Consider the following 23,344-nt stretch of genomic DNA (forward strand, 5'->3'; position numbering starts at 1 on the left):
AAAGTGCATAATCAATTGCTTGCTGTTTAAATTCAGCACTAAAACGTTTGGCCATTTCTTGGATCTCCAAAGTTAACGTTACGTTATCTTTAGAGGGAAGTACTGTCCATTATTTTGGCTAGGATCAGTTCATCCTGATGAACTCCTAAATATTGCCCTATCTTAATAGATGTATAAAAATTGTCTAGTGTGTAAATATATGAAATTTAACAATTTATTTAGAGTAAAAACTCTAAATTATTACCCTAATCCATTAATTATTGTGAAGGATTAAATCAAATGAAAATAAAAAAGCCTCTATATTCCAGAGGCTTATTTATTGGTTTAAAAATTATACAGATGAAAGTGCTTGTTCTAAGTCGGCAATCAGGTCATCAACATGTTCAATACCGATAGAAAGACGAACCATATCTTCACTTACGCCGGCAGCTTTTAATTCTTGTTCATTGAGCTGGCGGTGAGTTGTGGTTGCAGGATGACACGCCAGACTTTTCGCATCACCAATATTCACCAGACGAGTAAATAGCTGTAGTGCGTCAATGAAGCGAGTACCCCCTTCACGACCATCTTGAACACCAAAGGATAAAATTGCAGAAGGTTTACCTTTTACATATTTTTGTGCAAGTTGGTGTTGTGGATGATCTTTTAAGCCTGCGTAATTGACCCATTTTACTTTTGGATGATTTTGCAAATATTCCGCGACTTTCTGTGCATTTTCAGTATGGCGTTCCATCCGTAAATTAAGCGTTTCTAGACCCTGTAAAATTAAGAAAACACTGAGCGGGCTAATCGCAGCACCTGTATTGCGTAATGGCACTACACGAGCTCGTGCTATATAGGCAGCCTCACCTAAAGCTTCGACATAATTAACCCCGTGATAACTTGGGTCTGGTGTATTCAAAACCTTAAACCGCTCTGGATATTTACCCCAAGGAAATTTGCCGCTATCGACAATTGCACCGCCAATACTATTACCATGGCCACCAATATATTTAGTAAGCGAATGGATAACGATATCAGCCCCATATTGAAATGGTTTTAATAAAGCAGGGGTGGCAACTGTGTTATCGACAACGACAGGTACACCATATTCATGGGCGATTTTTGAAATTGCTTCTAGATCAATGATATTGCCGAGCGGGTTACCAATTGACTCAACAAAAACAAGTTTAGTTTTATCATCAATTAAATTACGCAAGCTTTCAGGTTTTTGATAATCAAAAAAGCGAACTTCAATTCCTTGTTTTGGTAGTGTATGGGCAAATAAGTTATATGTACCGCCATATAAAGTTGAGACAGAAGCAATATTATCTCCAGCTTCAGTAATGGTCTGAATGGCATAAGTAATGGCTGCCATTCCCGATGCTAAAGCTAAAGCACCAATGCCTCCTTCGAGTGCAGCAAGGCGTTGCTCAAGTACAGCAGTGGTCGGGTTCATAATACGGGTATAAATATTACCTTGTACTTTTAAGTCGAAAAGGTCTGCACCATGCTGTGTATTATCGAAGGCATAAGAAGTGGTTTGATAAATAGGAACAGCGACCGCTTTGGTTGTTGCTTCAGGAGTGTAGCCTGCGTGAATGGCTAAGGTTTCGTTTCGGTATGTATGTGACATTGTTATCATCGAAGTGGTCAAAGAATAATCCAGATTTTTTAGCATACTCTTTATGCATGATTTAGATATTTTTATGTAAAGTTCAGCAGTTTTAAGCATAAAAGAACTTAGTTTAATTTTTTCAGATCACTGAATTGAATTTACATGATGTTGAGAGAACGCCACAAAAACTTACTGGCAGTCTGAACTTTGCAAGAACACTATAAAAAGCAAAAGTAATTCAATTCATGATAAAAAAGCTGGAGAAGTGAAGTAATGAGTACTCAAAAAGTATCTGACATTATCATTGAGGTGCTGGAACAAGCAGGTGTTCAACGTTGCTACGGTATTGTAGGTGACACCTTAAATCATGTCACCGACTCCATGTCTAAGAGTAAAATTGAATGGATTCATGTGCGCCACGAAGAGGTTGGTGGCTTTGCAGCAGGTACGGATGCTTTACTCAGTGGTCACTTAACGGCATGTGCAGGATCTTGTGGACCAGGGAGTCTGCACTTTATTAATGGTTTGTATGAATCGCATCGTAATCGTGCCCCAGTCATCTTGATTGCCAGCCAGATTTCCACCGAGATGGCCGGATTTATCGACTTTCCACAATATGTCGATTTTAAATCGGTTTATGCCAAAAATTCGGTTTTCTGTGAAGAAATAACCCAACCTTCACAGGCCAGACATATTATGAGTATGGCTTGTCAGGCTGCACTAACCAAGCGTGGTGTCGCGGTGGTTATTGTTCCTGCGAATATCAGTGAAGCGTCAGCCGAAGCAGGTCTACCTTTTGTACCACGCCAAACAGATCCCGATATTTTGCCGAGTAAATCTGAGCTCAAACAGATTGTTGATCTGATTTCACAGCATCAAAAAATTGGAATTTATGCAGGGGCAGGATGTGAAGGTGCGCATGACCAACTAGTGGCTTTTGCAGAGAAGTTAAAAGCTCCCATAGCACATACTTCACGTGCCAAAGATTTTGTCGAATATGACAATCCATACAATATGGGTATGACAGGTATTTTTGGTAATAAAGCGGGTTATCAGACCCTTATGGATTGTGATTTACTAATTTTACTGGGTGCCGATTTTGCATGGGCACAGTACTATCCAAGTCATGCCAAAATCTTGCAAATTGATATTGATCCGACCCATTTGGGTCGACGCCATCCAATTACATTGGGCGCCGTGGGTAAAATTTCATCGACGCTCGATGCTTTATTGCCACTACTTGAAACACGTCATGAACGTGACTTTCTAGATCATTGTCTTGCACTGAAACATCAGAGTGATGAAACACGCCATAAAGAAGAGCGGGTAGGTAAAGATGGGCTGATCCATCCACAATATCTGGTTTCGCTACTCAACCGCTATGCAGATCAGGATGCAATTTTCTTCGGAGATGGTGGTTCACCGATGGTATGGGTATTAAGACATATTGACGTCAATGGCAAACGTCGAACCTTTACCAGCTTATTACATGGCACTATGGCCAATGCCATGCCACAAGCACTTGGAGCACAAAAAGCATTTCCGAATCGCCAGATTATTGCATTGTGTGGAGATGGTGGCTTAGCCATGTTACTGGGCGACCTGCTCACTACAATTCAGGAAAAATTACCCATCAAGATTGTGGTATTTAACAATAGTTCGTTGAATTTTGTAGAGCTTGAACAAAAAGTTGAAGGATTGCTTGACCATTATACTGATTTGCTCAATCCTGATTTTGGTCAGCTTGCTAGTGTAATTGGTTTGCATGGGCAAACAATAAAGCATGGCGACGGGTTGGAGCAGGCAGTTGAAAGTTTTTTAAAACATGATGGCCCAGCTTTACTCGATGTTCATACCAATCCGATGGAACTGGTAATGCCGCCAGATCCTAATCTGAATCAGGTTTCATCAACCTCACTCTATGCAATTAAAGCATTAATGTCGGGTCGGGTAGATGATGTTAAAAACTTATTAGTCAATAATTTCATTAAATAACTCTATGTAAATCAGTTCAACTCTCCGCATTCTGATAAATGAAAAATGCATGATTCAAGGTCATGCATTTTTTATATCAGGAAACAATTTTGACGACATTTATCAGTCATAAAAACCGATTAAACTCAATCACGCCTTATTTTTTTGCCGCGTTCAGCATATAATAGCTACTATTTTTCGCTCATTGCGATCTGTTGGTTTTTCAATTGAGGAGTCCTGCGTGGCCCAATATATTTATACGATGAACCGAGTGTCTAAGATGGTTCCGCCAAAGCGCGAAATCTTAAAAGACATCTCTTTATCATTTTTCCCGGGTGCCAAAATTGGTGTTCTCGGTTTGAACGGTGCGGGTAAATCTACCTTGCTTCGTATTATGGCTGGCGTAGATAAAGATTTCTCAGGTGAAGCTCGTGCACAACCTGGAATTAAAATCGGCTATTTAGAGCAAGAGCCGCCACTTGATCCAACTAAAGACGTTCGTGGTAACGTTGAAGATGGCGTACGTGAAGCTTTAGATGCTTTAGAACGTCTAGATCAGGTATTTGCAGAATATGCAGACCCAGATGCAGATTTTGATGCGCTTGCAAAAGAGCAGGAAAAATTAGAATCAATTATCCATGCTTGGGATGCGCACAACCTAAATAACCAGCTTGAAATCGCGGCAGATGCCTTGAACCTTCCAGCTTGGGATGCAGATGTAACATTACTTTCAGGTGGTGAACGTCGTCGTGTAGCGCTTTGTCGTTTATTGCTTTCTAAGCCTGACATGCTTCTTCTTGACGAACCGACGAACCATTTGGATGCAGAGTCTGTATCTTGGTTAGAGCGTTTCTTGAAAGATTTCCCTGGCACAATCGTTGCGATTACGCATGACCGTTATTTCCTTGATAACGTTGCCGAGTGGATCTTGGAGCTTGACCGTGGGCATGGTATTCCTTACCAAGGTAACTACTCTTCTTGGTTAGAACAGAAAAATGCTCGTTTAGAACAAGAGCAGAAACAAGAAGAATCTTTTGCTAAAGCATTGAAAAAAGAACTTGAATGGGTTCGTTCAAATGCGAAAGGTCAGCAAAAGAAAAACAAAGCACGTATGGAACGTTTTGAAGAGCTTAACTCTAAAGAATTCCAACAACGTAATGAAACGTCTGAAATCTATATTCCACCTGGCCCGCGTTTGGGTAATAAAGTTGTGGAAGTTGAAGGCATCAGCAAATCATTCGATGGTCGCTTGTTGTACGAAAACTTAACGTTTACCGTACCTCCAACAGCTATTGTGGGTATCGTTGGTCCAAATGGTGCGGGTAAAACCACTTTATTCCGTATGATGACTGGCGAACAGCAACCGGATACGGGTACTGTGACTTTAGGTGAGTCGGTTAAAGTGGCTTACGTAGGTCAGATTCGTGACACCTTGGATAACAATAAAACGGTTTGGGAAGAAGTTTCTGGCGGTTTAGATATCCTGAAAATTGGTGATTACGAAATCGCATCACGTGCTTATATTGGTCGCTTTAACTTTAAAGGCCAAGATCAGCAAAAACGTGTAGGTGAATTGTCTGGTGGTGAACGTAACCGTTTACAACTTGCGAAGATCTTACAGATGGGCGCAAACGTGATCTTACTGGATGAGCCATCGAACGACTTGGATATTGAAACGTTACGTGCGCTTGAGGATGCAATTCTTGTGTTCCCAGGTACGGTAATGGTGGTATCGCATGACCGTTGGTTCCTTGACCGTATTGCAACGCACATCTTGTCGTTTGAGAACGAACAGCCAGAATTCTACACTGGTAACTATGCAGAATATGAAGCTTACCGTCAGTCACGTTTAGGCGAAGATGCATCTCAAAAACGTACGAAATACAAAAAGATTACGGGTTAATTATCCGTAAATGAAAAACCAGCCTAAGGGCTGGTTTTTCTGTTTTTATGAGTCAGACTCTTATTTATTAAAGTCACCTCTTAAATCTGACCAGATAAGAGAGGGTGCTACTGTCACCAAATCAAATGCCATTGCTAAAGAATAAAGTGCCATACGTGTTACACGTTTAAACGTATTTCATTTTTTTGCTGTAATGCGATCTTAAAGTTTTTAAATTATCCGCTGGGCTTTTAAGGTATTAGTGGTTTGCTAAACTTATTGTTTGCAACTAATTGATGTGAAAGAATATAAAAGCGGCATTTATATTTTTTACAATTAAGCAGTATTTTTTGAAATCCTAATTTTTAAATTTTTTAGTCACGAAAGAAAATTTAGGAACAATTTGATTTACAAGAACTGAACCTATAAATCAAGATTCTGTAATTTTATTACATGTAGATTGCCTGCTATAGTGACTTTGTGCAATTTACGTCATGGTGTACCGTTGGTACGTTCTACAGTTTTTATGTCCGTCTTGTTTAGTTTGCTTATATTCCAAAGCTTATGGAATGTGGCAGCAGCATTTTGTGTGCATGAAAATAGGGGAACAGCATTACAACATTTTGGTCATCATGCAGATTTAAATGTGTATCAATCTTCCGACCATATGCAGACTGAACATGTTGGTATTATAGAAAATTCTGATAATGCTCCACTAAGTTGGCAAGATCATCATGATCATTTACCTTCATGTTTTCATGTAGTCATGACTGATAACGCCAAACAGGCTCAAGAACCTGTTGTATATGTACATGAGCGTTCACAAGTCTATTACTGGTCTAATTTTTATCAGTCTCCGTATCTTGGAGACTTAAATCCCCCTCCTGTTTTAACCCCGCTATAGGTGGGGTAGCCGAAAAATAACCCACTAGAAATTTATTTATTTCAAAGGGTTAATTATATGTGCAAACAAGGCACGGTAGTCCTCTATGTGGATTACTCATTTAGATATTTACGTCTTTATTCTAATCAAAAGGCAGAATATAAGTTTTCATCAAATTTTTCTGAAGAACAGAAATATCATCTAAACAAAACAGTTACCTTGTCTCTGAGTATTCACGGTGATGGGGGATTATGGAAATGAATATTTTATTTTCCCCCCGTGTTCGAACTGTGAGTTCCAGAGTTATTGGTTTTGTTTTGGCTATTGTTCTCGCTTTAAGTTTTAGTAAATGGCATTTTCAGGCGGCATTTGTAGAACATATCTTATGGGTTTTTGGATGGCTATTTGTTGGTATCGGAGTAATGGGAAGAATATGGTGCAGTCTTTACATTTCTGGATTTAAAAATGCCAAGTTAGTGACTGACGGCCCATATTCTCTGTGTCGAAATCCTCTATATCTGTTTAGCTATTTGGGAGGACTCGGAATCATGTTGATTACTGAGACTTTCATTTTTCCCATATTATTCACGCTTTATTTCTTCTGTTATTACCATTATGTCATAAGCCAAGAAGAAGCTTTTTTAAGTGAAAAATATGGAACAGCATATTCAGATTATGTAAAGACAATTCCCCGTTTTTTACCCAGTTTCCAGAATTTTAAAGAACCAGATTTTTATCAAGTCTCACCAAAGCACTTTCGTCTTTTTTTGACTCAAGTCGTTTGGTTTATCTGGATTGCTGCGTTGGTTCAACTTTTTGATGAGCTGCGATCGCATGGTGTTCTTCCTTCATTATTTAGTTGGTTCTAGTAAAAAGTGAAATGTGCATGCTTTTCAAAGAATCGGAAGATTGTACTGAATTGATGAATCGAGGCATGCAAAAAAATATATGTATTTAAGGATTAACTCCTTAAATACATGCGGAATATTTAGATTAGGTGATTATGATGTTAATTAAATTAAATATAAAATCGGCTTTGATGGTTCTATTTCTTTCAACGAGTTTGGCTCATGCTGATGGAGGATTAATATTCCTCGAAAAGAATATTAAGTCTCAGCAAGAAACAAAAGCTAAAACAGAAAAAAGTAAGAATCCTCATTTAACATGTAAATGTAAATAATTTTTATTTTTGCGGAAAGCTAATTATTTAATAATTAGCTTTCTAGCTATAAAGATAAACATTTTTAATGGCTTATTTATCTTTAATCCAAGTTATTCGGTATTGTTTCTATGTTGACATTCAGAGATGTAATTTTATTACATGCGATGAGCCTGCTATAGTGCCCTTGTTCAACTTTTTAGTTTAATGGTGTGCTGTTGCCACGTTCTGCACTTTTCATGTCCGTCTTGTTCTGTTTGCTCATATTCCAAAGTTTATGGAATGTGGCAGCGGCATTTTGCGCTCATGAAAATCAGGAAAAAGAATTGCATCATTTTGGTCATCATGCAGCGCTGAATTATGAAATTTCACAGCATAGCCATACTGAAAAGACTGACGTCGCAGGGACCACTCACAAAGCTCCTTTGAACTTGTCTGATCATCATGATCATTTACCTTCATGTTTTCATGTTGTGATTGTAGAAGCGCAAGAAAAAATTGTTTCACCGTTAATGCGGTCATCTGAGCTCAAACAACAATACTATTGGTCCAATTCTTATAAGTCCCCTCATATCTCTAAACAAGATCCGCCTCCTGTTTTAACCCTGCTATAGGTGGGGTAGCCGAAAATTAGCCCACCAGAAATATTATTTATTTCATAGGGTTATTTTATGTCTATTTTTTTATACGAAAAGCGTTTCGTTAGTCTGAGTTCCTCTTGGGTACTTAAATCATTAGTTGTTGCTGTTGCACTTTCAGCTAGTGTGATAACAACTGCTGCTAGTTCAAATCAAAATCTTACTGAGAACACTCAAGCGCAGCGCGTACAGAATGTTTTAACGTTCGACCAAGTACTTGATCAGGTTAAGCAGTTTCAGACTCAAACAGGAATTTGGCAAGCTCAACAAGATATTGCAGACAGTAATATCAAGCAGAGCCAGCTATGGGAAAATCCTACTGTTTCAGTACAGCAAACGGGTTTTAGCTCTGGAAAAGATCAGGAGCTTGAACTTGGGATCTCTCAAAAGCTAGATATTTTTGGTGTACGCTCCGCGGCAAAAAAACTAGCAACTGTCCAGCAAAATCAAGTTGAGTTAAATCAGGTTTTGTATGAGGCTCAACTCAAGCTGGCTGTTAAATATTTATGGTCACAAGTATCAATTTTAGAGCTTCAACATGAGGTTGCTAAAGCTCAGTTAAGAACAAGTCAAAACTTTCTTGATGCTACGCGTTTACGCTTTCAAGCAGGCAGTATTGCTCAGGTTGATTTAGACCGGACTTTAATGACACATGTTGAAAATCAGCGTTTATATCAAGAAGTGGAATTATCACTGAGTAGTGCCAAACGAAAACTGGCGAACTTATGGGGTGAGACGGAAGATAACTTCACCTTACGTCCAGATATAAAAAGTGCGTGGCCTTTAAAAAATGAAGGTGATATCGATCAATACTTAAAACAGAATTTGTTAGAACAGTCCATGCGGCTTCAAGCAATACAGCAAAATTCTGAAATTAATTACTTAAAGGCAAAAAATCGTCCTACGCCTACGGTAGATATGGGTGTGGTTCGTAGTAAAACTGCAGATACAAATAGTACTGAAAATCAGTTTCGAGTAGGTATTGCAGTTCCCTTAAACATTTTTAATCGTCAACAATATGCCCTGAAAATTGCTCAAAGCAAACTTGACTTAATTGCTCAGCAGCAAAGTTTTTATAAAAAGCAAAGCCTAGATTCTATACGCACCTTACAGTACGAGTTGGCTGGTTTAAAGCAGCAATATAACTTGATGAATCAACAACAGATTCCTTTATCAGAAACGGTACAGGAGAAAATGTTGCTTGGTTTCAAAGTAGGTAAATTTGCAATTACTGATGTTCAGCAATCTACCCTGCAATTACAAGAACAAAGATTGAAAAAAGTTCAACTACTTAAATCTGCTTGGCAAAAAGCAATTGAGGCAGAAAGTTTAGCTCTCGGGATCGATCCTAATATAGTGATGGCTGGGGATGCATTAAATCAAATTAATCAAAATTTATGGCAAGACACTTATAAGTTGCCAACAGTTGGAGGGGCAGAGTAATGTCAGTTAAAAAAATGAAAAACCAATGGCTTATTGCTATTTTGCTTCTGGTAGTCTGTCTTGTTATAAGTGCTTGGTTATTTTTCTCAGGGAAAAAACAGCCTAATACTGAGAAAAGTGAAGAAGGACAGGCAGAGGGTGATGCGGGTCATGAAGAGTCTGAAAAAGAAGAAGGAAGTTTAAACCTGACTTCTAAGCAACTGGTTGAATATGGTGTGAAGTTAGAGCAAGTAGAACGTGGAGAGGTTGAACAGAGTCTCTCTTATCCTGCCAAACTCGTTGTAAATACAGACCAGCAAGCACATGTCTCTTCTACTTTTTCTGCGCGAGTGGATAGCGTAAATGTTGCACTGGGACAACAAGTTGAAAAGGGTCAGGCGCTTGCGACTTTATTTGTACCAGATTTGGTCGATCAACAAGCTAACTTAAGCATGGCACAAGAAGCGCTCACATTAGCTCAGCAAGATTACCAACGTGAAAAGCAATTGTGGGAACAGGGTGTTTCAGCACGTCAAGATTATCAACGTGCTTATAATGCTTATCGTCAGGCACAAATTCAGGTACAAGCTGCAAATAGCCGTTTAAGTGCCTTGGGAGCGAATCGCTCAAGTAAAGGTCGATATGTTTTAACGGCGCCTTTAAGTGGTGTAGTCAGTAATAAAGATATTGTTATTGGTGAGCAAATTGGCCCTGAAAAACAGTTATTTATTATTGATCGCCTAGATCAACTATGGGTTGAGTTTGTGTTACCAAGTACAAATACCAATATTCAGCCTAATGAGGAAATTGAATTTAAATCGCTGCAAACCAACAATATTTTTAAGGCGCAAGTACAAAGCTTAACTACTGAAGCTGACAGTCAAACTGGTCGTTTGCAGGTCCGAGCTAAGGTAATAACACCTTCAAAAGAATTACGACCTAACTTAATGGTCAACGTGTTACTTAAACAAAATAATACAGCGACTGTATTACGGGTTAATAAGACAGCAGTACAACAGATTGAAGGAAAGAATGTGGTCTTTGTTGCAAAACAGGAGAAAGACAAAATTCATTTTGCTCCTGTTACTGTGGAGTTAGGCAATTATTCTTCAGATGGACAATGGGTCGAGGTTAAATCCGGAATTACTGAAAAGCAGCAATATGTGACCCAAGGTAGTTTCTTGCTTAAGTCAGAACTGGAAAAAGGGGAGGCTGGGCATGGACACTAATAAACCTGATTTACCAGAGGCTGAAGGTTTATTTGACCGGATTATTCAGTTCTCAATTAACAATGCCATTTGGGTCATGATGTTTGTAGTGGCTTGGATTGGTGTTGGAGTCTATAGTTATCAGAAACTTTCAATAGATGCCGTGCCTGATATCACCAATGTACAGGTACAAATCAATAGTCAGGCCAGTGGTTTTACAGCTCCAGAAGTTGAGCAAAGGATTACTTATCCGATTGAAAATGCTATGTCTGGAATTCCAAATTTGGAACAGACTCGCTCAATTTCCAGATATGGTCTTTCTCAGGTCACGATTATTTTTAAAGATGGCACTGATATTTATTGGGCACGGCAGCTGATTAACCAGCGTTTACAAGAAGCAAAGAGTGCTTTACCGGATGATATCGAGCCGCAAATGTCTCCAATTTCAACTGGACTCGGTGAGATTTATCAATGGGTTGTAAAAGCTGATCCAAACGCTAAAAAAGCTGATGGTTCAGCTTATACTGCGATGGATTTACGTGAGATACAGGATTGGATTATTCGGCCACAGTTACAACGCGTACAAGGGGTAGCTGAGATTAATAGTATTGGAGGATATGATAAGACGTATGTAGTCTCTCCAGATCTGACACGTTTACAACAATTGCAAATTCCACTTACTGATTTACAGGCTGTACTTCAGAATAATAACGAAAATCGAGGGGCTGGCTTTATTGAAGAGAATGGCCAGCAACTAACCGTTCGAGTTCCAGGCATATTGAGTTCGATACAGGATATCCAGAACGTTACTGTAGCTACTAAAAATGGCTTACCAATAAGAGTTGCAGATGTAGCCTCAGTATCAATAGGGCATGATTTGCGTACTGGTGGTGCTACCTATAATGGACAGGAAACTGTTTTAGGTATCGCCATGATGATGATGGGTGAAAACAGTAAAACCATTGCTAAAGCGATTGATCAGAAAGTCCAAGAAATTCAAAAATCACTTCCTCAGGGGGTCAAGATTGAAACAGTCTACGATCGTAGTAGTCTCGTAGACAAAGCGATTAAAACGGTGGCCAAAAATTTGACTGAAGGGGCGATTTTAGTCATTGTTATCCTTTTCATTTTTTTAGGAAACTTTCGTGCTGCTATAATCACTGCTTGTATTATTCCCTTGGCAATGCTTTTTACCTTAACAGGTATGGCAGAACAAAAAATCAGTGCTAACCTCATGAGCTTGGGAGCTTTGGACTTCGGGATCATTGTAGATGGGGCAGTTGTTATTGTTGAAAACTGTATTCGGCGTTTGGCTGAAGCACAGCATTTAAAAGGTCGTTTATTGACACGTTCAGAACGTTTTACAGAGGTCTTTCTCGCAGCTAAACAAGCACGACGCCCATTAATATTTGGTCAGATCATTATTATGGTCGTGTACCTACCAATTTTTGCTTTAACAGGTGTAGAAGCAAAAATGTTCCATCCTATGGCAATGACCGTTGTCCTAGCGCTATTGGGAGCAATTATTTTATCTGTGACCTTTGTTCCGGCAGCAGTAGCTCTTTTTGTTACGGGGGAAGTGAAGGAAAAAGAAAGCCGTTGGATGATGACATTGAAAAAAGGTTATGCGCGCTTACTCGATAAAGCTTATGCCTTTCGATATGTTGTTGTCACAGCAGCTGTCAGCATCTTGATTTTGACAAGTGTAATTGCAACAAGAGTAGGTAGTGAGTTTGCGCCTCAACTTAGTGAGGGGGATTTTGCCCTGCAACTCATGCGTGCACCAAGTACTGGTATAGAGGAATCACTTAGGATTCAAGAGACCGTAGAAAAGCAGTTACTGAAAGCCTTCCCAGAAATTAAAGCTATTTTTGCAAGAACAGGAACAGCCGAGGTTGCTACAGATGTGATGCCTCCTAATATTTCCGATGGTGTCGTTTTACTAAAGCCACATGATCAATGGCCTAATCAGAAGGAAACGATAGATGAATTGCGTGCCAGAATGCTGCAATTCGTGAATCAGATTCCTGGTAATAACAGTGAATTTTCACAACCAATTGAACTGCGCTTTAATGAGCTTATTTCTGGTGTGCGTAGTGATATTGGGGTGAAAGTTTTTGGGGACGATATGCAAGTTCTCAATCAGGAAGCGGAAAAAATAGCTCAACAGCTACGCAGCATTTCAGGTGCCAGCGAAGTCAAGGTTGAACAGACTGACGGTTTGCCATTACTGAATGTAGAGGTTGATTATGCATTGGCTGCTCAATACGGTTTATCAGTCAGATCGATTCAAGATATTGTCGCTGCTAGTATTGGAGGGCAGAGTGTAGGACAAATTTTACAGGGTGATAGACGCTTCAATTTCGTGATTCGTTTACAGGAAAACATGCGTACGCCGCAGCAACTCGCACAATTACCTATTCGTTTACCAAATGGTGGTTTGATCCAGTTGCAAGACGTCGCAAAGGTTGAGAATATTTTAGGCCTTGCTCAAGTAAGCCGTGAAAATGGTAAGCGTCGAGTTGTTGTGACGGCAAATGTGCGTGATCGGGATCTTGGATCTTTTGTACAAGAAATGCAAAGCAAGCTATCACAGCAAAAGCTACCTAGCGGTTATTGGTTAGGCTATGGAGGACAGTTTGAGAATCTTGCTTCTGCTACTGCAAGAATGCAAATCGTCGTACCTATGGCACTCATCATGATCTTTGTGTTGCTTATGGCTGTATTTAGTAACTTTAAAGATAGCTTACTGGTATTTAGCGGAGTTCCTTTTGCTTTATCCGGTGGATTAGTTGCTTTATGGCTGAGGGATATACCGCTTTCCATGTCTGCTGGGGTTGGGTTCATCGCTTTATCTGGTGTTGCGGTATTGAATGGTCTGGTCATGCTCACATTTATTAAAGAGCTAAGAACAACCTTAGATCTCCATGCGGCAACTTGGAAAGGCGCTGTACTACGACTACGCCCTGTATTAATGACGGCATTTGTTGCTTCACTTGGTTTTATTCCGATGGCCTTGGCGACAGGAACCGGAGCAGAAGTACAACGACCTTTGGCAACGGTCGTAATTGGTGGGATTATTTCATCTACGATATTAACTTTGGTTTTATTACCAGTCATTTATCGATGGATGAATGAAAGCAAAGCAAAAAATGCTGAGCATTCATAATGTCATCGTTTTGATATATCTTTTTTGATGACAGCGTCAATTCAAAAAAGTGTTTGAAAGAGGTAAAAGTAAAATGTATCTATCGCTACTTTTACCTCTCCATAAAGATAAATAATAAGGAGTCCGCAAAATGGGTGGACAACATGGTCATGATCATAGTCATGCTGTAGTGACTGAAGGTAATGCTAAGAAATTAATGATTGCTTTAGCACTGACTTCAACATTTTTAATTGTTGAGGTCGTAGCTGGTTTAATCACACAAAGTTTGGCATTACTCTCTGACGCTGCGCATATGTTTACCGATGCAGCTGCTCTGGCAATTGCTTTGGTTGCAATTCAGATCGCGAAGCGCCCAGCCGATAATAAACGTACTTTTGGTTATCAGCGCTTTGAAATTCTGGCTGCATTATTTAATGCGCTCATGCTGTTCGTGGTGGCGATTTATATTTTATATGAAGCTTATATCCGCTTCTCTAAGCCGCCTGAAATTCAAAGTGTGGGTATGCTCATTGTGGCGACCATTGGTTTGGTGATTAACCTCATCTCAATGAAAATCCTCATGTCGAGTGCCAATAACAGCTTAAATGTCAAAGGTGCTTATTTAGAGGTTTTGAGTGATGCGCTAGGCTCGGTTGGCGTTATTATTGGTGCAGTTGTGATCTACTTTACCAACTGGTACTGGGTCGATACGATTATTGCGGTATTGATTGGTTTTTGGGTATTACCAAGAACATGGGTTTTACTTAAACAAAGTATCAATATTTTGCTCGAAGGTGTACCCGAAGAAGTCGATATCGAAAAGTTACGTGCCGACTTACTGTCTTTAAATGGTGTTGAAAGTATTCACCAACTCAAGGTATGGGCAATTACGTCTAAAAACATCCATTTAACCGTGCATTTATTTGCACCTGACGCTGATCGAACCAAGCTTTATCAAGATGCTGTTGAAATGCTTTCCCATGAGCATGGTATTGGCGAAGTGACATTGCAAATTGAAGATGATGCCGAGATCAATTGCCAGCATATTGCTCAGCATGCTTCACATGAACATGATGAGACTGACAAAGAACATTCACATCAGCACTAAGCTGATGTGAATAATTTTTTAAATTTCCCATTCGTGATTGCAGTCACGACATTTCCAGTGTTTTTGTGACTGCATAAATGCTTGCATAGACAACTTAAAGTCAGGCAGATCACGCCAGAACATAAAACCTGCCCCTAAAGTCACAACAAAAACAACGACCGTTGCAATTTGTAGAGAAGTGCCTGCACCATTGCCAAAAATCCACATAAAAATACTAATCACCACCAAAAGTAATAGTACAAAAATGGCAGGAACTAAAATCACTAAGCTTTTAGGCACAACAGGCTTGGCACTGTTAACACCTTGGCTTACAGGCATAATTTTAACACTTTGACATTGAGGGCAACGATATTGCATGACAGCTCCACATTAAATTTGAATCTATTCTAACGGAAATGCAAAGAAAGGAAAAAAATTGTAGGGTTTTTAAAAAGTGGTGTGAAAATGAGATATAAAATACTTTTTTGAAACAAGGATATATAAAAAAATGATGATTTACGCGTACACATAAAAGTTAAAATAATACTGTAGAGCATGCTAATCTAGATAAAAACCAAGTGTATTCAACACTGGAAATGAGCTGAAAAGCTTATTAGTAGGATGCGAAAGAAATATAAAAAGGAGAAGGACTTGGGTCAAGAAGATGACAATAAGTCGGAGCCTATAACGACATCAGCAGTTTCAGGGGCCCCTGACCCTATAAAACTGTCATTCTCACGCCGATTGCTGCATAAGACCTTGCAACATGCTCATGATGCAGTTGGCTTTGCTAGTGATACGACACGTAATCTTGCAGAGGTAGCAGATGCAGCTTTAGATGCTTTAGACCATGTAACAACTCATACAAAGCGAGGGGTTGTTGGCATGACCAATTTGGCAGCTGGAACTGTTAGAGACATGGTGTCTGAAACGAGCGAAACTGCGCGGCAAGTTGCCTTAATCATGGCACGTACCTTTTTAGGTAAAAGCACGCTGAATTTATATTTGCCTGAAATGCTGTTAAACAGTCAAATTCGTAAACGAATAGATCGTTCAGAAATTGATGATATTAAAGTTCAATGTGGGAACGATCGATTTCAGGTTGAAATAGATGGACACTATCACCGTTTCATATATCGGCTTAGTTTAGATTTCCGTGTGTTGGAGTGCCGAATTGGGCAAGAAAAATTTTTACGCTTACGCCAAATGGATGAAAGTTTAGATGTGCAAATTCGTCATGGGGGAACTTTGTCGAATTGGGCTGTGCGTCGAATTGGACGAGTTGGTTTTGAAGTGATTAACATGTTGCCTATACCATCGCTGATTAATCATTTGATTCGTGATATTCCAGGCATTCAGCGTGATGGTCACCGTATGTGGTTTATTGATCTTGAACAGGCAGGATTTATTGACTTCATTAACAACCGTTCATGGATGGTAGAAAAACTTTTAAGCTTGACAGACTTTAGTATTTTACCGGGACTTAATATTTTGAGAGAAAGCCGTGAGCTTGTACAGCAATTGGTAGATCAGTTTGAAATAAAAGGTTTGCGAGTTCAATCAGGTCGTCTTGAAGTTCAAGTTGGAATTGCGAATTAAATTAAAATGATGGAAAGCTGGTTGATGATCAGCTTTTTCTACTTTTTTAAGATAAGAAAAAAGCCACTGTCATTATGCAGTGGCTTTTTAGAATTTGGCGTCCCTACGGGGATTCGAACCCCGGTTACCGCCGTGAAAGGGCGATGTCCTAGGCCTCTAGACGATAGGGACTTATATGAGGCTAGTTACCTGTGTGCAGTAAACTGCTTACCTAAATTCTCGACAAAGATAATTAATCTTTGCTTTTCCTCGAATTTAGTGGCGTCCCTACGGGGATTCGAACCCCGGTTACCGCCGTGAAAGGGCGATGTCCTAGGCCTCTAGACGATAGGGACGTTTCAGAGGTGGGCGTATATTAGGTCGATTTAATAAAAGTGTCAAATAGTTTTCTGAAGAAATATTAAAAAAAAATGGTCAAGCGTTTAAAAATAACTCAAATTGTAGAAAATATAGGCATTTATGGCTTATTTTTATTGAAAAGGTTCAATAATGGCTTTGATAACTTCATGATGCTGTAAGTATCCTACAATTTCATGAGGCTGGTTGGCAAAAGTAAAAATTTCTTGATTGATAATTGGTGGAGTAAAATCAAAAGGTGCTTCACTTAATGGGAAAGCTGTTAAAAAATCATCTTTTGAGTAGAAATTATACCAATCACCATTGAGGCATTTTGGTCGTTCAATCGGAATGGGGAGTTTACTTTGGATCACCCGAAAAGAAAGTGGTGAAGCCAAGGTAACAAAGCGTTGTACTGAAAAATGATAAGCCGGATCCGATAATAAGTGAAATGCAATCACAGACCCCAAAGAGTGCGCGACTACAATGCAGTCTTCATCGTCGTGCATTTGTTTTAAAATTCTTTGGTGAACTTCATGCATAAAATCAGGATTTGATAAATACATATACGTTTCAATTAAGAATTGCTGAATTAAGCTCTCGTGTAGTTTTGGAAAACTATTTAGAAGGATTACCATTTCCTTAAGAAGACGGTCTTTTACTAGCTGAGAGGTTAGATATAAGCGCTCTGATAGGTTTTCTGCTGGTTGATCTGGAGAAAGCGGCAGCTGAGGAATAAAAGGAGTATGTTCCTTAGGTGTAGACTGTTGCTGGTGTAAATGAATAGGTAAATGAAAGTTAAACGATTTTGGAAGTAAGGTATTTAAGTCTAATTGATTGGATAATTGATATTTCGTCATTAAATCGCCATAAAATGGCATATGTATATGTAGATCTCTTAAATTAACTCTACAATGTAATTGTTTTAAGCCCAGTTTAAATACTTTTAGCCAATGCTCCTTTAAGCTATGTGCTGTGTAATTCTGCTGATTCATCCCGTGGATAAATATAATTTTCATTGTAGGCAAAGAATTGTTTTTAATATGAATTTTAATCTACAACGGCAGGTTCTATAAAGCCAGTGTCTAGGCAAAAAAAAGTGTAGCTTTTTGCTACACTTTTAATTACAAGCACTTAAGCTTTGTCACGATAAAAAATAAAGTAACTCACATAACATAAAGCAGTAAAAATTAAGCAACCTACAAAACCAGCTCGCATTTGAGGGTCTGCTGCCATACTTAAACAGGTAATAAAGCAGAATAGAAAACCTAAAATTGGGACAATAGGAAATAATGGTGCAGCGTATTTTAAATCTTTAACTGTATGCCCAGCTCGGTACCACTGTCTACGGAAATTGAACTGACTTAAACAGATACTCATCCAGACAATCACCATGGTGAAAGCTGCAACACCAAGCAAGTTTTTAAAGATGGTTTCAGGTGCAAATTGTTCTGACAATAAACCGGGAATTGCACCAAACATAGTTACTACTAAAGCAACAATAGGTGTTCCGCTTTTTGAAAGAGTTGAAAATACACTTGGAAGAAGCTTTTGTTCTGATAAAGACCACATCATGCGTGATGCTGCATACAAACCTGAATTGGCAGCTGAAAGTAGAGCAGTAATAATTACAAAACGGATGATGTCGTCAGCATATGGAATGCCAATATAATTAAATACAGTAACGAAAGGACTGCTACTTACACTTTCACTGCTTAAGCCTGCAAGCTGGAAAGGAAGTAATGCGCTGATCACGATAATGGTGCCTACAAAGAAAATAAGAAGACGCCAAATCGCAGCATTAATTGCTTTAGGAACATTCTGAGCCGGATCTTTAGTTTCACCAGCAGCCACACCAATCAGTTCTGTTCCAGAGAACGCAAAATTCACAATCAGCATGGTCGTAAAAATGGGGAGAAAACCGTGTGGGAACCAGCCTTGGGCAGTTAAATTACTAAACAGAGGAGCAGTTTGAGTGCCATGAAAAGGAATTAAACCAAAAATGGCTAATAACCCAAGCACAATAAAGGCAATAACAGTAACGACCTTAACCAGTGCTAGCCAGAACTCAGACTCAGCAAATACTCGAGTGGAACTAATATTGAGTCCAAAAATCGTCACTGCAAATATGAGAGTCCAAATCCACATTGAGACTTGTGGAAACCATTCCTGCATCAGTAGAGCAGCAGCAGTAAACTCGGTTCCTAGCGTTGCTGTCCATGTTAGCCAATACATCCATGAAATCATATAACCTGTACTTGGACTAATGTACTTTTGAGCATATGCACCAAAAGAGCCAGATACAGGCATGTGGACAGCCAGCTCGCCTAAGCAGAGCATAACCATGTAAGCAATCGCGCCCCCAAGAATGTAGGCAATAATTGCGCCAATAGGTCCAGTTTGTGAAATGACTTCCCCTGAACCCAAAAATAAACCAGTACCGATTGCTCCCCCGAGCGATAACATCACAAGGTGGCGAGTACTCATGGCTCTTTTTAAAGGTGCAGTACTGTTCTGATGCTGAGCATCTAGTTGATTGTCAGATGGCTGCATATTACATACACATTGAGAGAATTTGAGAAAGACGCTATTTTAGATAAAATAGACAAATGTGCAATCAAGAAGGTGTCAAAGAATAGACAGGAAGGTGACGAAAGAGTCTTTAAAATGAATTTTTCTAATAGAAAATGGCGTCCCTACGGGGATTCGAACCCCGGTTACCGCCGTGAAAGGGCGATGTCCTAGGCCTCTAGACGATAGGGACTTGATGAGGCAAACACAAAGGATCTTGGTGGAGCCAAGCGGGATCGAACCGCTGACCTCTACAATGCCATTGTAGCGCTCTACCAACTGAGCTATGGCCCCAGTTTGTGTGAGCGCAATATTAGGGTGAATGCGCTCACACGTCAACAAAAAAATGAATTAAGCTTCGCTAGTTGCTTCATTTTTCGGCAGTTTTAAGCTTTCATTGAGTTTTTCCCAGATTTTTACCTCTTTTTTGCTCGGTGCACCTACAATTTCTAATGCATGTCGTAAACGAGCAAAGGTTAAATCAGGGCCAATCGTAACCATTGATTGCATAACTGGTGTTGAACTAGTTGAACCAGCAATTGCAATAAAGAACGCTGGCATAAAGTCACGTAATTTAATACCCATCTGATTTGCCAAGTCCATTAAGGTTTGGCTAACCGTGTCATTATTCCAAGTAAATTGACCTTCAAGACGCCAAATTGCAAATTGTAAGCTTTGACGAACTTGTTCTTGAGTCAATTTTTTACTTTCAAACATTTCGGCTGTAATTTGTGGCATATGGTTAAAGTAAAAACCAGCCCAATTCACAGCTTCAGAAAGTAAATTAATACGTGGTTGAATAGCCGCAGCAATGTCTTCTAAAGTGCTGCGATCACTTTTCCAAGTAAGAAGTCGGTCTAATAGTTGGCCCGGTGTTAAGCCTTTAATCCATTGACCATTTAACCAATTGAGTTTTTCGACATCAAAAATTGGACCACCTAAAGATACACGTTGAATATCAAAGTGATCCATCATGTCTTGCAGGGTAAATACTTCACGCTCATCTGGCATTGACCAGCCCATACGGCCTAAGTAGTTGAGTAAGGCTTCTGGTAGAACGCCGATATCGCGGTAGTAATTAATTGATGTTGGGTTTTTACGTTTAGATAACTTCGATTTATCTGGATTACGTAACAATGGCATGTGGCAAAGTGTTGGCATTTCCCAACCAAAGTATTGGTAAAGCAACTGATGCTTTGGCGCAGATGGAAGCCATTCTTCACCACGTAATACATGCGTGATTTCCATTAAATGGTCATCAACTACATTGGCTAAATGGTAAGTTGGCAAACCATCTGTTTTAAGAAGGACTTGCATGTCGACTTGTGCCCAAGGAATTTCTACTTCCCCACGCAATAAGTCATTAAATTTACATACGCCTTCTTCTGGCACTTTCATACGAATGACATGAGGTTCACCTGCTTCAAGGCGGCGAGTAACTTCTTCTTGAGAAAGCTTTAAACCACGACCATCATATTTTGGTGTTTCACCACGAGCTTGCTGCTCGGCACGCATTTGATCTAGTTCTTCTGCTGTCGCGAAACAGTAAAAAGCATGACCTTTTTCAACAAGTTCTAACGCGTATTGCTTATAAATTCCCATACGTTCTGATTGGCGATAAGGCGCATGAGGGCCACCTACATCTGGACCTTCAGACCAGTTTAACCCTAACCAACGTAATGAATCTAAAATCATTTTTTCAGATTCTGGAGTAGAGCGAAGTTGGTCTGTATCTTCAATTCTTAAAATAAATTCCCCGCCATGTTGTTTCGCAAAACACATGTTAAATAAGGCAATGTAGGCAGTACCAACATGAGGGAAACCAGTAGGAGAAGGTGCAATACGAGTACGAACTTTCATAGATAATGGGTCAAAATAAAAATTGAAACTATTATAACGAAAAAGCCCAGTATTCTGACGTTTTTATTTAACGGCAGACTGGGCTTAATTTGAAACGATGAGGGGCCGTTTCAAATATTAAGAAGTATGTGGCTGGAAGATTGCCTGAACAAAACGTGAAAAACGTTCATGCTGTGCTGCAAGAAAATTTTGAGTAGGTGTTACACGAATTGTGTTAAGTACTTTTAGCTCATCATCTGTAGATGGTAAGGCTATGGCATTGCGTTTTTGTTGGTCTAGTGCTTTTTCAATAAGCGAAGACTGACGGTCAGAAACGCTTTTGCTCGGTGTATCTTTGAGTGCTGCGGCAGTAGATAATTGCGATGCAAAACTGAGCACCAAACCCAAACTTAAAGCTTTTCCATAATTAATTTTCATTTTTGCTCATCCCCTCAGTATGTACATTTCGTCTATTTTTTGAGTTTAACCAAATGTAAATTACGGTAACGCTACGATTCAAACATAAATTTTAATAAAAAAGTAGAACTATGTCACACTTTTTACAAAAAATACCTTTATTTCACCTTGGTATCTTTCAAATGTAGCCTATCTGTATCCATTACGTCTCATTATTTAACAAATTAATGTGTAGATAAAGTGAAGACTATAAATAAACTATAAGAATAATTACAAAACTTTTCGAAATTATGAATAAAAAGTAATCTTCGATTATATCTTTTAAAGTAATTAGCAAACCTTAAAATATTATAAGTATTTGATTGAAAAATAAAAAAATAAAAATATATTAGAGTTTAAAATAAATTGGATTTTTTAATAAATGAAAAAAATAGCAATAATTGCAGTTGCAACATATATGGGGTTGGCAGTAACTGCGGTGCAAGCTGCGACTACATTTTTAAATGTTTCTTATGATCCAACCCGCGAATTTTATCAAGAATATAATCAGGCATTCGGAAAATTTTGGAAACAACGTACTGGTCAGGATGTCGATTTTAAACAATCCCATGGTGGTTCAGGAAAACAGGCTCGAGCTGTAGCAACTGGTCTTCAGGCTGACGTGGTGACTTTGGCTTTAGCAAATGATATTGATGAAATTGTTAAAGCAGGATATATCCAGCCAAACTGGCAAAAAGAATTTCCTAATAACTCGGCACCTTATACATCTACAGTCGTGTTTTTGGTTAGAAAAGGTAATCCAAAAAATATTCGTGACTGGAATGACTTAACTAAGCCTGGTGTTGAAATTATTACGCCTAATCCGAAAACGGGTGGAGCACCGCGCTGGATTTATCTTTCTGCGTGGGGATATGCTTTAAAACAGCCGGGTGGCAATGACGCCAAAGCAAAAGAGCTAGTTAAAAAACTTTATCACAATGTTAAGGTGCTAGATTCGGGAGCCCGTGGTTCGCTTACTACATTTGCTGAGCGTGGAATTGGAGATGTTCTACTTTCTTGGGAAAATGAAGCATTATTGGCAACGAAAGGTCTCGATAAAGATAAATATGAAATTGTGTACCCATCAATTTCAATTTTGGCAGAGCCTTCTGTTGCGATTGTAGATAAAACAGTCGATAAGGACGGTAACCGTACTTTAGCAAAAGGCTATCTCAACTTTTTATATTCACCGTTAGGGCAAGAGTTGGCTGCGAAACATTATTTTCGTCCACGTAATCCTCAAGTCGCTGCTAAATATGCAGCACAATTTCCAAAAATTAAATTATTTACGATTAATGACGTTTTTGGTGGCTGGGCAAAAGCTCAGCAAACTCACTTTGCCAATGGGGCCATCTTTGATCAGATTTATGATGGGAAACAGTAAATAAAATATGGGCAGCTCCCTAGTTTAAAAATTAATTAAACTTTTCATATTGAAGCAAGTGAACCTGAAAAGGTGAGCTTGCTTTTTATTTTGCTTAAAAAATGCAAAGAAAACGGTTTTCTCTATGAAAAATTAATATTTTCCTACAAAAAGCCGTTTGG

The 23,344-nt window shown here is 39.1% G+C and carries 18 protein-coding genes, 4 tRNA genes and 1 pseudogene; 12 read left to right on the forward strand and 11 right to left on the reverse strand.

All coding sequences use genetic code 11. The annotated features are described in order from the left end of the window. Positions 1-331: 331 nt before the first annotated feature. A complete protein-coding gene (locus MSG95_RS09250; RefSeq protein WP_077166015.1) occupies positions 332-1,615 on the reverse strand; it encodes an O-acetylhomoserine aminocarboxypropyltransferase/cysteine synthase family protein in 1,284 nt (427 codons plus the stop codon). A gap of 255 nt (positions 1,616-1,870) precedes the next feature. Between MSG95_RS09250 and MSG95_RS09255 the strand changes: the two genes are divergently transcribed. Then, the gene (locus MSG95_RS09255) at positions 1,871-3,592 is read left to right on the forward strand and encodes a thiamine pyrophosphate-dependent enzyme (protein WP_077166014.1); all 1,722 of its coding nucleotides are present in this window, start codon (positions 1,871-1,873) and stop codon (positions 3,590-3,592) included. Between the two features lie 220 nt (positions 3,593-3,812). Next, positions 3,813-5,474, forward strand: a complete 1,662-nt coding sequence (gene ettA / locus MSG95_RS09260; RefSeq protein WP_004705132.1) for an energy-dependent translational throttle protein EttA — start codon at positions 3,813-3,815, stop codon at positions 5,472-5,474. 60 nt (positions 5,475-5,534) lie between these two features. Here the strand turns inward: ettA and MSG95_RS09265 are convergent. Then, positions 5,535-5,680, reverse strand: a pseudogene (locus MSG95_RS09265) (hypothetical protein); the annotation flags it as partial. A 278-nt stretch (positions 5,681-5,958) separates the two neighbouring features. Here MSG95_RS09265 and MSG95_RS09270 point away from each other — a divergent pair. The 8 genes from MSG95_RS09270 to MSG95_RS09305 all read left to right on the forward strand — a co-directional run bounded on the left by MSG95_RS09270 (position 5,959) and on the right by MSG95_RS09305 (position 15,019). Further along, positions 5,959-6,357: a cation efflux protein, CzcI-like gene (locus MSG95_RS09270; RefSeq protein ID WP_373868771.1), complete on the forward strand. Its 399-nt coding sequence runs from the start codon at positions 5,959-5,961 to the stop codon at positions 6,355-6,357. A 230-nt stretch (positions 6,358-6,587) separates the two neighbouring features. Next, positions 6,588-7,205 (forward strand): methyltransferase family protein, encoded by a 618-nt coding sequence (locus tag MSG95_RS09275; protein WP_077166011.1) that lies wholly within the window; start codon positions 6,588-6,590, stop codon positions 7,203-7,205. A 137-nt stretch (positions 7,206-7,342) separates the two neighbouring features. Beyond that, positions 7,343-7,516 carry a hypothetical protein gene (locus MSG95_RS09280; protein ID WP_191036735.1) on the forward strand — a complete coding sequence of 58 codons (174 nt, stop codon included), beginning with the start codon at positions 7,343-7,345 and terminating at the stop codon, positions 7,514-7,516. Between the two features lie 197 nt (positions 7,517-7,713). Further along, entirely contained in the window at positions 7,714-8,109 is a 396-nt protein-coding gene (locus MSG95_RS09285; RefSeq protein ID WP_363295791.1) for a cation efflux protein, CzcI-like, read from the forward strand. Between the two features lie 57 nt (positions 8,110-8,166). Beyond that, a complete protein-coding gene (locus MSG95_RS09290; RefSeq protein WP_077166009.1) occupies positions 8,167-9,576 on the forward strand; it encodes a TolC family protein in 1,410 nt (469 codons plus the stop codon). Continuing rightward, positions 9,576-10,784: an efflux RND transporter periplasmic adaptor subunit gene (locus MSG95_RS09295; protein WP_077166008.1), complete on the forward strand. Its 1,209-nt coding sequence runs from the start codon at positions 9,576-9,578 to the stop codon at positions 10,782-10,784. The genes MSG95_RS09290 and MSG95_RS09295 overlap by 1 nt, the downstream gene beginning before the upstream one ends. Further along, positions 10,774-13,932: an efflux RND transporter permease subunit gene (locus MSG95_RS09300; RefSeq protein WP_077166007.1), complete on the forward strand. Its 3,159-nt coding sequence runs from the start codon at positions 10,774-10,776 to the stop codon at positions 13,930-13,932. Before MSG95_RS09295 ends, MSG95_RS09300 begins: the two co-directional genes overlap by 11 nt. Before the next feature lie 130 nt (positions 13,933-14,062). Beyond that, on the forward strand, positions 14,063-15,019 hold the full coding sequence (locus tag MSG95_RS09305; protein ID WP_004705149.1) for a cation diffusion facilitator family transporter: 957 nt from the start codon (positions 14,063-14,065) through the stop codon (positions 15,017-15,019). Between the two features lie 18 nt (positions 15,020-15,037). Here MSG95_RS09305 and MSG95_RS09310 read toward each other — a convergent pair whose 3' ends face one another. Then, positions 15,038-15,376, reverse strand: coding sequence for a membrane protein (locus tag MSG95_RS09310; protein WP_002051673.1), 339 nt, complete (start codon positions 15,374-15,376; stop codon positions 15,038-15,040). A 273-nt stretch (positions 15,377-15,649) separates the two neighbouring features. Here MSG95_RS09310 and MSG95_RS09315 point away from each other — a divergent pair, with 273 nt between their 5' ends. Further along, positions 15,650-16,597, forward strand: a complete 948-nt coding sequence (locus MSG95_RS09315) for a hypothetical protein (RefSeq protein WP_077166006.1) — start codon at positions 15,650-15,652, stop codon at positions 16,595-16,597. Between the two features lie 95 nt (positions 16,598-16,692). On the opposite strand, the gene MSG95_RS09320 is transcribed toward MSG95_RS09315, so the two are convergent. The 8 genes from MSG95_RS09320 to MSG95_RS09355 all read right to left on the reverse strand — a co-directional run bounded on the left by MSG95_RS09320 (position 16,693) and on the right by MSG95_RS09355 (position 21,781). Continuing rightward, positions 16,693-16,768: transfer RNA gene (locus MSG95_RS09320), tRNA-Glu, on the reverse strand. Between the two features lie 88 nt (positions 16,769-16,856). After that, positions 16,857-16,932, reverse strand: a tRNA-Glu gene (locus MSG95_RS09325). A 135-nt stretch (positions 16,933-17,067) separates the two neighbouring features. Further along, on the reverse strand, positions 17,068-17,952 hold the full coding sequence (locus MSG95_RS09330) for a hypothetical protein (protein ID WP_077164844.1): 885 nt from the start codon (positions 17,950-17,952) through the stop codon (positions 17,068-17,070). Positions 17,953-18,067: 115 nt separating this feature from the next. Next, positions 18,068-19,486, reverse strand: coding sequence for an amino acid permease (locus MSG95_RS09335; protein WP_077163645.1), 1,419 nt, complete (start codon positions 19,484-19,486; stop codon positions 18,068-18,070). 135 nt (positions 19,487-19,621) lie between these two features. Then, positions 19,622-19,697 (reverse strand) — tRNA-Glu (locus tag MSG95_RS09340). A 25-nt stretch (positions 19,698-19,722) separates the two neighbouring features. Beyond that, a tRNA-Ala gene (locus MSG95_RS09345) sits at positions 19,723-19,798 on the reverse strand. Positions 19,799-19,855: 57 nt separating this feature from the next. Then, on the reverse strand, positions 19,856-21,364 hold the full coding sequence (gltX, locus tag MSG95_RS09350) for a glutamate--tRNA ligase (protein WP_049066028.1): 1,509 nt from the start codon (positions 21,362-21,364) through the stop codon (positions 19,856-19,858). A gap of 117 nt (positions 21,365-21,481) precedes the next feature. Further along, complete coding sequence (locus MSG95_RS09355; RefSeq protein ID WP_049066027.1) at positions 21,482-21,781, reverse strand: hypothetical protein; 300 nt, start codon at positions 21,779-21,781, stop codon at positions 21,482-21,484. 400 nt (positions 21,782-22,181) lie between these two features. Between MSG95_RS09355 and MSG95_RS09360 the strand changes: the two genes are divergently transcribed. Further along, entirely contained in the window at positions 22,182-23,183 is a 1,002-nt protein-coding gene (locus tag MSG95_RS09360) for a sulfate ABC transporter substrate-binding protein (RefSeq protein ID WP_019457884.1), read from the forward strand. Positions 23,184-23,344: the final 161 nt, after the last annotated feature.

Source organism: Acinetobacter sp. IK23, assembly GCF_035615275.1.
GTDB lineage: Bacteria > Pseudomonadota > Gammaproteobacteria > Pseudomonadales > Moraxellaceae > Acinetobacter > Acinetobacter seifertii.